Annotated in this window: 12 protein-coding genes; 1 reads left to right on the top strand and 11 read right to left on the bottom strand. The window is 63.8% G+C overall.

Annotation, left to right across the window (positions count from 1 at the left end; all coding sequences use genetic code 11):
• Positions 1 to 56: 56 nt before the first annotated feature.
• The 11 genes from ACVOMF_RS09415 to ACVOMF_RS09365 all read right to left on the bottom strand — a co-directional run bounded on the left by ACVOMF_RS09415 (position 57) and on the right by ACVOMF_RS09365 (position 12,020).
• Complete coding sequence (locus tag ACVOMF_RS09415) at positions 57 to 1,736, bottom strand: BatD family protein (RefSeq protein ID WP_481509049.1); 1,680 nt, start codon at positions 1,734 to 1,736, stop codon at positions 57 to 59.
• Positions 1,733 to 3,517 (bottom strand): vWA domain-containing protein, encoded by a 1,785-nt coding sequence (locus tag ACVOMF_RS09410; protein WP_481509048.1) that lies wholly within the window; start codon positions 3,515 to 3,517, stop codon positions 1,733 to 1,735. Before ACVOMF_RS09410 ends, ACVOMF_RS09415 begins: the two co-directional genes overlap by 4 nt.
• Positions 3,514 to 4,512, bottom strand: coding sequence for a vWA domain-containing protein (locus ACVOMF_RS09405; protein WP_481509047.1), 999 nt, complete (start codon positions 4,510 to 4,512; stop codon positions 3,514 to 3,516). The genes ACVOMF_RS09410 and ACVOMF_RS09405 overlap by 4 nt, the downstream gene beginning before the upstream one ends.
• Positions 4,512 to 4,964, bottom strand: a complete 453-nt coding sequence (locus tag ACVOMF_RS09400) for a DUF4381 domain-containing protein (protein WP_481509046.1) — start codon at positions 4,962 to 4,964, stop codon at positions 4,512 to 4,514. Before ACVOMF_RS09400 ends, ACVOMF_RS09405 begins: the two co-directional genes overlap by 1 nt.
• A complete protein-coding gene (locus ACVOMF_RS09395; protein ID WP_481509045.1) occupies positions 4,964 to 5,896 on the bottom strand; it encodes a DUF58 domain-containing protein in 933 nt (310 codons plus the stop codon). The genes ACVOMF_RS09400 and ACVOMF_RS09395 overlap by 1 nt, the downstream gene beginning before the upstream one ends.
• 67 nt (positions 5,897 to 5,963) lie before the next feature.
• A complete protein-coding gene (locus tag ACVOMF_RS09390) occupies positions 5,964 to 6,983 on the bottom strand; it encodes an AAA family ATPase (RefSeq protein ID WP_481509044.1) in 1,020 nt (339 codons plus the stop codon).
• 101 nt (positions 6,984 to 7,084) lie between these two features.
• Entirely contained in the window at positions 7,085 to 8,980 is a 1,896-nt protein-coding gene (locus ACVOMF_RS09385) for a type IV pilus secretin PilQ (protein WP_481509043.1), read from the bottom strand.
• A gap of 19 nt (positions 8,981 to 8,999) precedes the next feature.
• The gene (locus ACVOMF_RS09380; RefSeq protein ID WP_481509042.1) at positions 9,000 to 9,530 is read right to left on the bottom strand and encodes a pilus assembly protein PilP; all 531 of its coding nucleotides are present in this window, start codon (positions 9,528 to 9,530) and stop codon (positions 9,000 to 9,002) included.
• Positions 9,531 to 9,532: 2 nt separating this feature from the next.
• Positions 9,533 to 10,195, bottom strand: coding sequence for a type IV pilus inner membrane component PilO (locus ACVOMF_RS09375; protein ID WP_481509041.1), 663 nt, complete (start codon positions 10,193 to 10,195; stop codon positions 9,533 to 9,535).
• Positions 10,192 to 10,962 carry a PilN domain-containing protein gene (locus tag ACVOMF_RS09370; protein WP_481509040.1) on the bottom strand — a complete coding sequence of 257 codons (771 nt, stop codon included), beginning with the start codon at positions 10,960 to 10,962 and terminating at the stop codon, positions 10,192 to 10,194. The genes ACVOMF_RS09375 and ACVOMF_RS09370 overlap by 4 nt, the downstream gene beginning before the upstream one ends.
• On the bottom strand, positions 10,962 to 12,020 hold the full coding sequence (locus tag ACVOMF_RS09365) for a pilus assembly protein PilM (RefSeq protein ID WP_343229781.1): 1,059 nt from the start codon (positions 12,018 to 12,020) through the stop codon (positions 10,962 to 10,964). The genes ACVOMF_RS09370 and ACVOMF_RS09365 overlap by 1 nt, the downstream gene beginning before the upstream one ends.
• A gap of 215 nt (positions 12,021 to 12,235) precedes the next feature.
• On the opposite strand from ACVOMF_RS09365, the gene ACVOMF_RS09360 reads away from it, so the two are divergent.
• Complete coding sequence (locus ACVOMF_RS09360; protein ID WP_481509039.1) at positions 12,236 to 14,674, top strand: penicillin-binding protein 1A; 2,439 nt, start codon at positions 12,236 to 12,238, stop codon at positions 14,672 to 14,674.
• Positions 14,675 to 14,742: the final 68 nt, after the last annotated feature.

Below are 14,742 nucleotides of genomic sequence, written 5' to 3'. Positions count from 1 at the left end.
GTGGGTTTCCCTCCAGAGAATGGATCAGCTTAACAGACGATGTACAACCGCCCTTTTCAGCCTTGTCCTGGATAGAGAGGGTCCAACAACGGTTTTTCCACCACCGCGGTTTGCCGCCAGCGCGGCCCAGCCTTGAATACCTCACGCAACTGGGCACGCGCAGCGCTCACATCGCCCTCGCCGCCCCAGCGCGCGCGCTGCATGCGCAGCAGCGCTTCGCGTTGCGCAGGGTCGTCCAGCTTCTCGATCACCGCGTCCAGCCCATCCACACCGCCCATCGCGGCAAGGATGTGTGCCACCTCGTCCAGGCTGCCGGCATCCAGGGCACGGCGCAGGTCCGTCGTGCTGTAACGCGAGACCGAGCCTGCAACCAGAGTCACATGTTCACCACGGACAACCGCCACGTTGCGGCGGCGCGACAGCCCCCAGATCAGCGTGGCCAGCCACAACAAGGCAAAACCGGCCGCCAGCGCTGGCCACAACCAGTTGTTCGCCACGTCCTGCGACGCCGCCAAGGCATTGCCTGCAGCCAGAGCGGCAGAACCGTTCGCTGCCGGTTGCACCAATGGCGGTGCGACCATGCCGGTGTTGCTGCCTTGGGCAATCTGCAACGACAGTGCCGGCAGCGAAGTGGTGCGTGCCTGCCCGGCGGCCACATCCCACCATTGCATCTGGATCCCCGGCACGGCCAGCGCGCCACTCTGCTGCGGCACGATCGAATAACGCCGCGTCAGCTTCAGCTGTGGACTGGAGCCCTCGAAGGTTTCATCGAACTGCGGTGGCTCGGCGAACACCTGCGCGTTGTCGCCCAGCGACGGCACCGGCAACTCCGGGAACTGTGCCTTGGTCGCACCGCTGGCGATTGCCTCCACTTCGATCGCAATCGCCTCACCGGTACGCCCGCTGTTGGGCGCGGCGGTATAGCGCAGTTGCAGGTTCTTCAGCGGCAGCCACGGTTGCGGTGCATCGGCGGGCGTGGCCCGCACCTGCAAGGTCTGGTCGGGACCACGGGCGCTGAGCTGGCCATTGTCGCGGCCGAAGAAATCGTCAAAGAAGCCACCTGCGCCCTGCCCGCTGAAACGGGCGCCGGCCACCTGCAAGGGGCCGCTGCGTTCTGGAATCAACAGGAAACGGCGCTCGACCACGTTGTAACGGCGTCCACCGACTTCGCGCACGGAAGTGCGGTCATCGCCAACGCGCTGCAGCGACGCCGCAGCCGGGGTATCCAGCACCAGTTCGCCAGACGCCAGCTGGGTGGCGAAGTACAGCCGCACCACCACACCCACACTCTGCTGCACGTAGGGCTGCTTGTCATCGACCTCGGTCTCGATGAAAGCCACTGCATTGCCGTCACGACTGGCGACCGGCGCCTCGTCAACCTTCACCAGCAAGGGCGTGGTGCTGCCGCCGCCCACACGCAGCGCCGGGATGTCGAGCATGCCGGTACGGCGCGGTGTCAGCGCCACCGCGTACTGGGCGTAGTTGCGCGAGCCGCCGCCCCCCATCTGCAGCTGGCGGCTGCTGCTCTGCGCACCGATCACGAAGTCTGCTTCCAACGGCGCGTAGTCCGGGCTGCCGGACTGGTCGGTTTCGATGGTCAGCGTGACCGACTCATTCTGCTTGATGCTGTCGCGGTCCAACCAGGCACGTGTCTGCGCCTGCAACAGACCAGTGACAGCCAACAGGCCGAGCAACAGCCACAGCTGCATGGCGCTGCCGGTGTGATTCTTTCTCATCGTTTTTCCCGCATACGCCGCTCGTATTCGAGCTGGAATTTCGCTTTCAACAAATTACCCGGCTCATCCGGCACCCGCTGCATCCAGGCCTCCACGGCCTGCTGCTGCTCACGCTGCGCAGGTGTCATTGCTGCCTGCGCGGCCGCGTTCTGCTGCTCACCTTCGCGCGCCTGTTGCTGACGCATGGCCTCGGCCATGCGCTGGCTCTGCGCTTGATCGGCCTGCTCCTGCCTGCCTGCATCTTCGCTCTGTGGCGGCTGCTGATCCTTGCCGGATGACGATTTGCCGTCCGCCTGCGGATCGCGCCCAGGGGACTGCTGGCCCTGTTGCGGCTGACCCTGCTGCCCTTGCTGTCGACCTTGTTGATTCTGCTGCGAAGGATTCTGCTGCCCGTTCTGTGGCGGACTCTGCTGCCCGGGCTGGTCCTTTCCTTGCTGCGGCTTCGACGGGTTCTGCTGATTGCCTTGCTGGCCCTGCTGCGATTTCCGCTTGCGCGCGGCATCCACCGCGGCACGGTTGGCCACCGCGTCCTGCATCCCGGGATGCGCCTTCAGTGCGCGATCATAAGCAGTGATCGCCTCGTCGTACTTGCCTTGGCGGGCAAGCGCATTGCCAAGGTTGTACCAGCCCTGCTCGTTGTCGATGCCTTCGAATTTCTTCTGCGCGGTGGCGAAATCACCAAGCCGGTACGCTTCCACACCTTCACCCAGACGCTGGTGCTGGCGCTGGTCGGCGCGCTGCCACCAGCCGCCTTGCTCGGCCGCATGTGCAGGCTGCAGCACCGGCAGCATCAGGCATAGCGCAAGTACCGGCAGCACCCGGCGTGGACGACGGAACGCGAACACCGCCAGCAACAACAGCGGCGGCAACAACCAGTAGCCCTCGTCCTGCCACTGCTTGCCAGCACTGGCCTGTTGCTGGCGATCCTGCGCAGCTGCAAGCGGCTCCAGCACCCCCAGCGCCTGCAGGTCGGCCGAGGTGTTGGCAATGCGCTGATAAGCGCCGCCGCCAGCTGCTGCCAAAGCACGCAGCGAAGTTTCGTCCAGATGCGCCTGTTCAATCGCGCCACGCTGATCGCGATAGGAGGCGCCCTGCAGGCTGCCCAGTCCCAGCGCCGAGACCCGATAACCGGCAGCACGCAGCTTGGCCGCCTCGGCCAGTGCTGCCGCATCAACGTGATCGCTCAGCAACAGGATCTCGCCGTTGCGCGCGCCGGACCGCTTCAACAGATCGCCAGCCCAGCGCAATGCCTTCTCCGGACGCTGGCCATCGGCTGGCATCACTTCCGGCGCCAAGGCGTCCAGGAACAGGGCGACATTGGCCGCGTCATCGGTCAGCGGTGCCACCGTGAATGGCTCATAGGCGAAAGCGACCAAGGCCACTTCGCCGCCCTTGCGCTCACGCAGCAGACTGCCCAGCTTCGCCCGTGCCTGCAGCAAGCGCGACGGCGGCAGGTCGGTAGCGCGGATGCTGCTGGACAGGTCAAGCACGATCACCAGCGGTGTCTTCGATTCCCATAGTGGTTGTTCCAGCTGACGCCAGCTCGGGCCGGCAAGCGCGAGCACCGCCAACGTCAAGCCAAGCGCCAACACCGCGCTACCCCACCATCCGCGCTTGCCGCCATCAGCAAGCAAGTGGGCCAGCAGGTGCGGGTCCACGGCCTCGTGCCAGCGCGCACTGCGATGGCGCCGCCACCAGCTACCCAGCAAGGCTGCCGGCACCAGCAACAAAGCCCACAGCCACTCCGGGCGCAGAAAGTGCAGATCCTGCCAATTGATCATGACCGCAGCCCCCGCCAGGCCAATGCCACCACACCCAGCAACAAGGACAACGCCAATGGCCATGGATAGCGCTCGATGCGTGGCCGCACTGCCGGGCCAGCGTCCTTCACCGGTTCCAGTCGGTCCAGTTCGGCATAGATGTTGACCAGCTCATCGGTATCGCGGGCGCGGAAGAAACGACCGCCGGTTTCACCAGCCACCTTGGTCAAAGTGGCTTCGTCCACCTGGTCATCAGCGCCGGGCAACTGCACGCCAAACAAGGACATGCCACCGCTACCGCCGAAGGCGATGGTGTAGACGCGCACCCCTTCGGCCTTGGCCAGCTCCGCCGCCTTCAACGGCTCCAGCACGCCGGCGGTATTCACGCCGTCGGTCAATACGATCAGTACGCGCTGCCCCTGCGGTTGTTCGCGCAGGCGCTTCACCGACAGCGCAATCGCGTCGCCCAACGCCGTCTCACGCCCGGCCAGGCCAACCACGCTGTCGCGCAGTTGATCACGCACTGTAGCGCGATCGGTGGTCAGCGGCGTCAATGCATAGGCGCGCTGACCAAACACCAGCAGGCCAATGCGGTCGCCTTCGCGACGCTCGAGAAAGTCGGCCAGCACTGCCTTGGCAGCAGTCAACCGGTCCACCACCTGCCCGCCAAGCTGCATGTCCGGCTCGCTCATGCTGCCGGACAGGTCCACCGCCAACATCATCTGCCGGGCCTGCCGCGGCGGCTCGATCGGCTCACCCAGCTGCTGCGGGCGCGCCAATGCGGCACACAGGCACAACCAGGCCAACCACAGCAGCAACGTCTGCAGAAACGCACCGGCGCGCGAGGGCGCCCGGCCCTGCAGACGCGCCGGCTCATAAGGCACACGTAACGCCGCCCCGTTCTGTTCACGCAACGGCCACAACAACATCAGCAGCGGCAATGGCAGCACCAGCCATGCCCAAGGCCACGCAAACGCCGGCAACAGGCTCAACCAGTTTGCAATCGTGTCCTGCATCAGCGGCGCCCGGCCATCAATTGCAGAAAACGGCTGCGGGCCAGCTGGCAGACACGATCGACCTGCGCGACCTCAAGCGCTGGGCGGAAGCCGCCGTCCAGCAGCAGACGTCCATCGCCGCTGCTGAAATCAGCGCCCTTGGCCCCATCGAGAAAACGCAGCCACGCCTCGCCCTGCAACTGCACGGCCTGCGGATCAAGCCGTCGCGCCGCACGGCGCAGCAGCTCCGAGGCTGCGGCCAGCTTGGCAGGCCCCTGCTGCGCCGCCTGTACCTGCCGGTCAAACAGCGTCATCCAACGCTGCAATCGGCGCCGGCGAAAGAGATGGATGGAAAGCACGATCAGAGCAATCACCACGATCGCGCCAATCAGCAGCCACCAGCCCGGCGCCAGCGGCCACCAACCCGGTGCTGCCGGCAAGTGCACATCACGCAGCTGCAGTTGGGCGGCCATCAGCCCACGCTCCGGTTTGGTGCGGCGCCCAGCCAGGCATCGCTGGCGTCGTCGGTTACCAAGGTGCTGACGCGGATGCGCCGACCCGGCAGCTGCCGACACAGGTCTTCGACCGGGCCAATCAGCGCGTCATGCCAGGCATCGCGTACAGCGGACGAGGTCAGATCCAGTTGCAGGCGGCCGGATCGCGTTGCCAGCGGCAGTACACAACTCGGCGGTGAGATTTCCAGGGGATCAAGCAACAACACCAACTCCACTTCAACATGCATCGACAGTGCCGACCAGGTTGCTGCAGGCACTGCCTGTGCGCTGGCTGGATCAGCCAGCACCACCGCGCGCGCGCCGGGATGCAATACCCGCGCAGCCTGCTCCAAGGCCAGCTGCAATCCGCCATCATCGGCAGGCCGTTCGCCATACCAGCGCACCAAGGCATCCAGCGCCCGCAAGACGCCGCGCGTACCACCCGCCGGTGGCACCAGGGCCTGCTGCGCGGAGCCGCGCAGCGCCGCAATCCTGTCCCCGTCGCGCAACGCCGACCATGCCGCCACCGCACCAGCACGTGCCGCCTGCACCGACTTGAAACGTACCCGTGTACCGAAGTACAGGGCCGCAGCGGTATCAGCAATCAACAAGGTGACCCGCTCACGCTCGGTCTGGAAGGTCTTGGTATGCGTTGCATCCGTGCGCGCGGTCAGCTTCCAGTCGATATGCCGTGCATCGTCGCCAGGCACGTACTCACGTGACTCGGCATATTCCATACCGCGACCACGCAGCATCGATGCGGCACGTCCACTTACCGCGTAGTGCCCCCGGCGGGCCTTGCGGCCGCCATTGGCAGCGCCACGCAACGCAATCAGCTCAGCCAACTGCGGGCGGATGCCGTCTTCGACAGCCGCAACCGTCTGCGTTTGTCTGGCTACGGGCGCACTCATCGCTGACCCGCCAGCAAACGAGGCCTCATGATCATTCCATCAACGCCGCAAGTCATCACACCCTGCCTCAAGGCAGAGGCACGCAATCAAGCAACGCCGCCACCAGGCGCTCACCATCCCAGCCCTCGGCCGCGGCCTCGTAGCTTGGCAGCACACGATGGCGGAGCACGTCGGCTGCCACGGCGCGGATGTCATCAGGGGTGACGTAGTCACGGCCGGCCAACCATGCGCGGGCACGCGCGCAACGTTCCAGTGCGATCGAACCGCGCGGGCTTGCGCCCCAGGCAATGCGCTTGGCCAGCTGCGCGTCATACGCACTGGCGTCACGCGAGGCCAACACCAGCGCGATCAGATAGCGCTCAAGCTGCGGCGCCATATGCAGCTCCAGCACCTCGCGACGGGCCTGTTCAATCTTCTGCAGCGAGATCTTTTCTATCGTCACCTGCTGCGGCCGCATCGCGCGCAATGCGCGCTCGCGCGCGAGCCGCAGGATCTCGGTTTCGGCGCTGGCATCCGGGTAGCCAATGCGCACATGCATCAGAAAACGGTCCAGCTGCGCCTCCGGCAGCGGGAAGGTCCCCTCCTGCTCGATCGGGTTCTGCGTGGCCATCACCAGAAACACGTCAGGCAACGGATAGGTGTTGCGGCCTACCGTCACCTGGCGCTCGCCCATTGCTTCGAGCAGGGCCGACTGCACCTTGGCCGGGGCACGGTTGATTTCGTCGGCGAGCAGGATCGGGTGGAAGATTGGCCCGGCCTGGAACTCGAAGCGGCCTTCCTGCGAACGCCAGATATCGGTACCGGTGAGGTCGGCGGGCAGCAGGTCCGGGGTGAACTGGATGCGCGCGAAGCTGGCATCGATGCGCGAAGCCAGGGCGCGGATGGCGGTGGTTTTGGCCAGGCCGGGTGCACCTTCGACCAGCAGGTGACCGTCCGCCAACAGCGCGGTCAGCAGCCGGTCGACCAGCAACGACTGGCCAACGATTTCGCTGGACAGGGCGTCGCGCAATGCAGTGAATTCCTGATGCAGGCCGTTGTCACGGACCACGGCATCGTCTTGGTTGGGCAGCTGTGGGGGCAGGTTCATAGGCGCAGTTTGACCGATCTGCGGTGAAATGGTTCCAAACCTCAGCCTGCAAACGGAAAAGGGCCGCTATAGCGGCCCTTTTCCTTAGATGTAACAAGTGCTTACTGGGCAGCCTTGGCTACGCGCAGGATCTTCGGGGTCACGAACACCAGCAGCTCAGCCTTGTCCTTGCTGCGACCGCGCTTCTTGAACAGATTGCCCAGGAACGGGATATCGCCCAGGAACGGCACCTTGCTGATGCTGGTGCGGTCATTGAACTCATACACGCCGCCGATCACAACGGTTTGACCGTCGTCCACCAATACCGCGGTGTTGATTTCGCGGCGGTTGATGATCGGCACAACACCAAAGTTGTCCACTTCCAGATATTCGTCGACTTCGTCCTTCTTCACATTCATGTTGAGGAAGACACGATTGTCCTGGGTGATGGTCGGCGTGACCTTCAGCTCCAGCAGTACTTCCTTGAACTGGACATTCGGCGTTGCCGCAGTACCACCGGTACCACCGGTAATGGTGACGTAGCCGATTTCCTTACCCTGCTTGATGACGCCTTCGCGCTGGTTGGCGGTGACGATACGCGGGTTGGAAATGACTTCACCGCGACCTTCTTCCTGCAACGCGGAAAGCTCCAGGTCCAGGTTGAAATTGGCGCCCAGCAAGGTATAGGCGATGCTCGGAGCTCCACTCGCCTTCGCGCTGGTGAAGGTGCCGGCAGGAAGACTGACATTCAGCCCGCGATTGGCATTGCCGGTACCACTGGTGCCACTGCCTATGGTCCCGACGTTGCTGCCATTGTTGTAGCTGCGGGTACCACCGATGCCGAATTTCGCACCCAGGTCACGAGCGAAAGTGTCAGTGGCGATCACGATACGACCTTCAATCAGTACCTGATCCACCGGTCGATCAATCACTCCGATCAGCTCACGCATCTGCGCGACCTTCTTCGGAATATCACTGATCATCAACGTGTTGGTACGCTCATCAGCCACCAGGCGACCACGCGGCGACAGGAAGCCGTTCTCCTGCGAGCTGTTGTTGCCGCCGCCACCGCTGCCATTATTACTGTTGCCAATTCCCTTGGCCTCGGTCAGCGCTTTGAAGATCGCCTCGGCACTGTGGTAATTGATCTGTACGTAGTCGGTGATCAGGTCAACGCGATTATCGATGGCGATACGCGCGTCTTCCTTGTCCTGTTCGAACTTGGCCAGCTCCGGCTGCGGCGCAACCCAGACCACGCCACCGTCACGGCGTTTGTCCAGGCCCTTGGCGCGCAGCACGATGTCCAGCGCCTGATCCCATGGCACATTGACCAGACGCAGGGTCACATTGCCCTGCACCGTGTCGGATGCGACCACATTGAGATTGGACTCTTCGGCGATCAACTGCAGCACCGTGCGCACCGGCACGTCCTGGAAGTTGAAGGTCACCGGACGGCCGCTGTAGCCACGTGCAGCCACCGTAGCGGCCGCCTGCGCAACCGTCTTGGAGGTAACTGCGCCGGTTGCCACGTCAGCCTGGCGCGGAGTGATCTCCACCACATACTCGTTGCCGGTCTGATAGGCCAGCGAGTCGAACGCGCCGCTGGTGCTGAGCACCAGCTGCGAACCCTGCCCGGACGGCTTGGCGTCAATACGCTGCACCGGCGTGGCGAAATCAACGACGTTGAGCGGGCGTTGCAGCTCGGCCGGCAACACGGCGTTGCCAACATCGATCACGACGTTGTTGCCTTGGTTGCGCAGGTCCGGGCTTGCACCCTGGCCGTCGAACTGCATGATCAACCGCCCGGCACCATCGTCGCCGCGCTTGAAGTCGATCTTGGTTACGGAAACCGCCTTCACCGCCTGCTGCGAGGCTGCGGCTGCGCCGCCAACACCCGTAACCGGCTGTGCTGCGTAAGAAGAGCCGCACACCGCTGCCAACGCCACTCCCAAGGCGCAGACGCGGACCAGTGCATGGCGCCGGATGGGACGCAGGCTCAGGGCTTTGGTAAAAGTCATCGTGCTATCCCCTAATCAATCAACGATCGTCCAGTGCAAGCGAAGCTGGGCGTTCCAGCCAGCCACCTGCACCGTCCGGCACTAGTTCAATCAACTCGATCCCGTCTTCGCGTACGCCAGTCACACGGCCATCGCTCTGACCCATGTACACCCCAGGACGTACACGGTAGGTGACCTTGTCCGGCCCCATCACCAGTGCCACGGCACCCGCGCCGCTGCCGATCGTGCCAACCATGTCCAGGCTGTCCAGCGGGAACCCTTCGAGCGGTTCCTTGCGACGGTTCGGATCCGGCCGCAACTGGCTGTTGCCATCATCGGACACCCAGGCGTCACTGAACGGATCGCGCAGGCCTTGAGCCGAATATTCAAAGGTCTCGAACTGCTGCATCACCGGCAGAGCCTCCAACGGCTCGGCTGGACGTGCACGCACGTCGGCAGTCCATTTTTCAAGATTGGGCGCGTCACCAGGCGTGCTGGTGATGCCGCGGGCGCAACCGCCCAGCAGCACTACGCAGGCCACACCCAACGCCAGGGAGGAAACATTACGCATGATCACTTCCCTCCCTTTTTCTTGGCATCGGCAGCGGCCTTTTGCTGATCAGCCAACTCGGTGTCATCCAGGTACCGATAGGTCTTGACCGTACCGGACAACTCCAGCGCGCCACCGGGCGTGATCACGCCCTGTCCGCCCTTGGGCTGCAGATTGATGTCATGCATGGTCAGGATGACCACGCGAGGCAATGAGGCCACGCCACTGACGAACGCACCGAACTGGTGGTAACTGCCCACCAGGCGCAGTGCGATCGGCTTCTCGGCATAGAACTCTTTCAAGGTCTCGTCACCGGGCTTGAAAAGCTCGTTGTTCAAACCGCTGGACAACGCGGTCTGCGAGACGTCGATGATCAGATCCGGCATCTCCGTCTTGCTGGGCAACTGGCGCAGCATCTGCTGCAAGACCTGCTCCATCTGTGCCAGCTGCTGCTTCAAAGGCTCCAGATTGACCGCACGCTTCTGTTCGGTCTCGAAGTCCTGGCGCAAGGATGCTTCCCTGTTCACCAGTTCCTCCAGCTCCCCTCTCTGCCCACTGATGATCAACAGGTAAGACAGGCCGAAGATCAGCAAGGACAGCAACACGCAGAACACGGCCTTCGCGTTGCGCGGCCAGGCACCGATATTGTTGAAATCCAGCTCTTTGGCGTTGAATTTCTTGCTCACGAACGGGCCTCCTTCTGCGCCGGCGCTGCTGGCGCTGTCTCGCCCTTTGGCTTCTCCACCCCGCTGGCAGGCGCAGCCGGCGCTGCCGGCGACGCAGCAGCGGGAGCACCAGGTGCAGCAGCAGCCGGAGCCGGAGCCACCGCTGCGGCATCTGCTGCGATCGGCGCGGTGCCTGCTTCGGCCTGGCCATCGCTCGGTGCCGGCAGCTGCACCCTCAGCGTGAACACGTACGGAAGGGACTTGATGTCGACAACCGCACCGCCTTTCTGCTGCGTATCCTGCGCACGCGCCTCGATGATGGTCAGTTCCGGATTCCTCATCCAGCCCGAGGTCTCGAGATTGCGCATATAGGCACTGACGCGGGCGTTGGACTGCGTACGGCCTTCCAGCGTCAGGGTCTCGCCCTCCTGCTTCAGTGCGGTGAGCACCACGCCATCGGGAATGGTGCGCACCAACGAATCAAACAGGTGCACCATCTGCGAACGCTTGCCTTGCAGCTCCTCGATCACCGCCTTGCGGTCGAGCAGACGCTTTTTCTGCTCGTCCAGGCGATCGATTTCCTTGTTCTGCTCCTTGACCTTGGCGATCTCGGTCTCAAGGTAGGCATTACGTTCGTTCTGCCCGCTGATCTGCTGGCTGAAGTAAAACCACAGCAAGCCCGACAGCACCACGCCACTGAGCGCGGCAAAGCCCAGCATCCCGTAGAACTCACGTTGACGCTGTTTGCGGCGCTCCTCGCGCCACGGCAATAGATTGATCCGTGCCATCAGTCAAACCCCCTCATGGCCAGACCTGTCGCGATCATCAACGCCGGCGCATCCTGGTTCAGTGCATGCGCCTGGACCTTCGGCCCCAAGGTCATCTGCGCCAAGGGATTGGCCACCGAGGTCGCCACGCCCAGCTGTTCTTCGACCATGGTCGGCAAACCGATCAGGGCGGCACAGCCGCCGGCCAGCACGATGTGGTCAACGCGGTTGAACTCGCTGCCAGCGTAGAAGAACTGCAACAGGCGGCTGATCTGCTGCACCGTCGCTTCTTTGAACGGTTCCAGCACTTCAACCTCGTAGCTCTCCGGCAAGCCGCCCTGGCGCTTGGCCAAGCCCGCTTCCTCGTAGCTGAGCCCGTAGCGGCGCATCACCTCATCGGTGAGCTGTTTGCCGCCGAACACCTGTTCGCGGCTGTACAGACTGCGCCCACCACGCAAGACGTTGAGCGTGGTCATGGTTGCGCCGATGTCGACCAGCGCCACCACGCCGTCACTGGGTACAGCCAGCTCGCTGGCGACCAATGCAAACGCGTTCTCAATCGCGAACGCCTCCACATCCATCACCTTGGCGGTCAGCCCACCCAGCTCCAGCGCGGATTGACGCAGTTCCACGTTCTCCGAGCGCGACGCGGCCAGCAGTACCTGCACCATTTCTGGATTGTTCGGCACTGGACCCAGCACTTCGAAATCAAGGTTCACTTCGTCGATCGGGTACGGGATGTAATTCACCGCCTCCAGTTCGACCTGTGCCTCCATCTCGCTCTCGTCCAGGTCTGCCGGCATCGGGATCACCTTGGTGATCACCGCAGAGCCGGCAACAGCGGCGGCCGCCCCCTTGGCCTTGCTGCCTGAACGCGCGACAGCACGACGAATCGCTTCGCCGACTGCTTCGACTTCGACAATGTTTTTCTCCACCACCGCGTTCGGCGGAAGAGGTTCCACGGCGTAATGTTCCACGCGGAAACGGTTACCGCTGCGGGAAAGCTGAAGCAGCTTTACCGCAGTCGAACTGATGTCGACACCAATGATTGGCGCCTGACTCTTTGGGATAAGCCCCACGGATTCTCCCCTGCCGACGGGCACTTGGACGCAAGTCTTGCGTCGGCGCATTAATAACGTTTTTTCAGCAAATGGCAACCATCCGGAATGCGAGACGCGATCTGCATCACGTCGCCCAGCTGTATCCCCATTTGCTCTCCCCAGGACGCGGCCCCAGCCGCTCCCCTGCGTAATCTATACTCTGCGGCTACAAAAACCGCAATCGGGACTTCTGGATGCCACGTTTTCGTCGCTGGCTGCGTTGGCTGCTGGCCCTCTTTGTCGCCTTTTCCCTGGTCGGCGCAATCGCCATCGGCTCGCTCTATTACGTTGTCTCGTCCAAGCTCCCGGACGTGCAGGCGCTGCGCAATGTTGAATTGCAGGAGCCCATGTATGTCTATGATAACGAAGGGAAATTGATGGCGGTATTCGGCGAGACCCGCCGTTACCCGGTACAGATGAAGGACGTCCCGGAGCGCCTGAAGCAGGCTTTCCTGGCCACCGAGGATGCTCGTTTCTACCAACACGACGGCATCGACTACAAGGGTATTGCCCGCGCCGTATGGCTGATCGCGCGTACCGGCTCCAAGGACGGTGTACCCGGCGGATCGACGATTACCCAGCAGGTTGCGCGGCAATTCTTCCTCAGCAGCGAGGTCAGCTACACCCGCAAGTTCGCCGAAATCCTGCTTGCCCGCAAAATCGAGAGTGAGCTGAGCAAGGACGAGATCTTCGAGCTGTACCTCAACAAGAGCTTCTTCGGTAACCGTGCCTATGGCATCGGCGCCGCCGCCGAGTACTACTACGGCAAGAAGCTGGGCGAGCTCGACCTGGACGAAATGGCCTCGCTGGCCGGCATCCCCAAGTTTCCCTCCAGCGGCAACCCGCTGAGCAACCCCGAACGCGCACGCCAGCGCCGCGACAACTATGTACTGCAGCGCATGGCCGACCTGGGCTACGTCAGCCAGGCCGAGGCTGATGCGGCCAAGGCCGTGCCCATGCACGCCAGCCCGCATGAGCCGCCGGTGCAGGTGTATGCGCCGTACGTGGCCGAGCTGGTGCGCCAGGAAATGATCGCCAAGTACGGCAGCGACGTGCTCAACAAGGGTTACCACGTCACCACCACCATCAATGGCCAGTTGCAGGAAGCCGCCAACACGGCGGTGCGCGATGGCCTGCACACCTACGACCATCGCCATGGCTGGCATGGCGTCGAGCAGCATTTCGACGTCGCTGCCGATGCCGACAACACCGCACTGGCCCGGCATATCAGCAGCATCCCGACGCAGTCGGGCCTGCAAGCCGCAGTGGTTTCGGCCACCCATGCCGACGGCAGCATCACCGTAGTCCTGGCCGACCGCAGCGAACTGGTGCTGCCGGTAGCGTCCAGCCGCTGGACCAACCGCAGCCCGGCCAAGCTGGTCACCCGCGGCGACATGATCCGCGTACGCGCCGGTGCCAAGGAAGGCGAGTGGCTGATCGACCAGATTCCGCGCGGTCAAGCCGCGCTGGTCTCGGTGGATGCCGAAAGCGGGGCATTGCGCGCCCTGGTCGGCGGTTTCAGCTTTGCCGGCAACAAGTTCAACCGCGCCACCCAGGCGCGCCGCCAGCCCGGCTCCAGCTTCAAGCCGTTCGTCTATGCCGCTGCTTTCGACAAGGGTTTCAACCCTGCCTCGATCGTGCTGGATGCGCCGGTGGTATTCCGCGACCGCCGCGGCAAGACCTGGCAGCCGCAGAACGATGGCGGCGGTTTCCGCGGCCCGATGCGCCTGCGCGAGGCGCTGGTGCAGTCACGCAACCTGGTCTCGGTGCGCCTGCTCGACAGCATGGGCGTGGACTACGCGCGCAAATACATCAGCGAATTCGGCTTCCAGGAAGCCGAGCTACCGCCGAACCTGTCGATGTCGCTTGGCACCGCCTCGCTGACCCCCTTGTCGGTGGCGCGCGGTTACGCCGTGTTCGCCAATGGCGGCTCGCGTGTGGACACCTGGATCGTTGACGAGATCAAGGACCGCGACGGCAACGTGATCTTCAAGGAAAACCCGGCCATGGCCTGCCGCGGCTGTGGTGGCACCTCCACTGCGGGCGCAGCACCCGTCAGCCAGGTCGTGGACGGCTTCAACTTCGGCGCCGAGGCAACCCCCGCTCCGGTTGCCGCCAAGCCCACCGAGGCCAAGCCCGAGACCATCGAGCCAGCCAAGCCGGTAAATCCGAATGCCCGCACCGCACCGCGCGCCATCGACGAACGTACCGCTTACCAGCTGGTATCGATGATGCGTGATGTGGTCCAGCGCGGCACCGGCACCGCGGCCAAGGTATTGGGCCGCGAAGATGTGGGCGGCAAGACCGGCTCGACCAATGATCACCGCGACGCCTGGTTCTCCGGCTTCGGCGGCCCACTGGCGACCACCGTGTGGGTCGGCCGTGACGACTTCCGCTCGCTGGGCTACCGCGAGTACGGCGGCAAGGCAGCCCTGCCAATCTGGATCGACTACATGCGCGTTGCGCTGAAAGACGCTCCCATCGCCAAGAACGACCCGCCGTCAGGCATGGTCCAGGCGACGCTGAATGGCGCCGTTGAGTGGGTCAAGACCGAAGATCTGGATCGGGTGCAGGACTTCGACTTCGGCCAGCAGAGTCACACCACCGACGACGCTGCCTTCGATATCTTCTGATCCACCCAACAGGCGGCGGGACGCACGCCCCGCCGCCTGCCTACAATCGGGCCAGCAACCACGAGACT

The sequence above is a fragment of the Stenotrophomonas sp. STEN022 genome (assembly GCF_056760155.1).
This window is presented reverse-complemented; position numbering and strand designations above follow the sequence as displayed.

Bases quoted from the DNA above. Each gene is read 5' to 3' on its own strand.
- ACVOMF_RS09415 (WP_481509049.1), bottom strand. From the start codon at position 1,736: ATGAGAAAGAATCACACCGGCAGCGCCATGCAGCTGTGGCTGTTGCTC.
- ACVOMF_RS09410 (WP_481509048.1), bottom strand. From the start codon at position 3,517: ATGATCAATTGGCAGGATCTGCACTTTCTGCGCCCGGAGTGGCTGTGG.
- ACVOMF_RS09405 (WP_481509047.1), bottom strand. From the start codon at position 4,512: ATGCAGGACACGATTGCAAACTGGTTGAGCCTGTTGCCGGCGTTTGCG.
- ACVOMF_RS09400 (WP_481509046.1), bottom strand. From the start codon at position 4,964: ATGGCCGCCCAACTGCAGCTGCGTGATGTGCACTTGCCGGCAGCACCG.
- ACVOMF_RS09395 (WP_481509045.1), bottom strand. From the start codon at position 5,896: ATGAGTGCGCCCGTAGCCAGACAAACGCAGACGGTTGCGGCTGTCGAA.
- ACVOMF_RS09390 (WP_481509044.1), bottom strand. From the start codon at position 6,983: ATGAACCTGCCCCCACAGCTGCCCAACCAAGACGATGCCGTGGTCCGT.
- ACVOMF_RS09385 (WP_481509043.1), bottom strand. From the start codon at position 8,980: ATGACTTTTACCAAAGCCCTGAGCCTGCGTCCCATCCGGCGCCATGCA.
- ACVOMF_RS09380 (WP_481509042.1), bottom strand. From the start codon at position 9,530: ATGCGTAATGTTTCCTCCCTGGCGTTGGGTGTGGCCTGCGTAGTGCTG.
- ACVOMF_RS09370 (WP_481509040.1), bottom strand. From the start codon at position 10,962: ATGGCACGGATCAATCTATTGCCGTGGCGCGAGGAGCGCCGCAAACAG.
- ACVOMF_RS09360 (WP_481509039.1), top strand. From the start codon at position 12,236: ATGCCACGTTTTCGTCGCTGGCTGCGTTGGCTGCTGGCCCTCTTTGTC.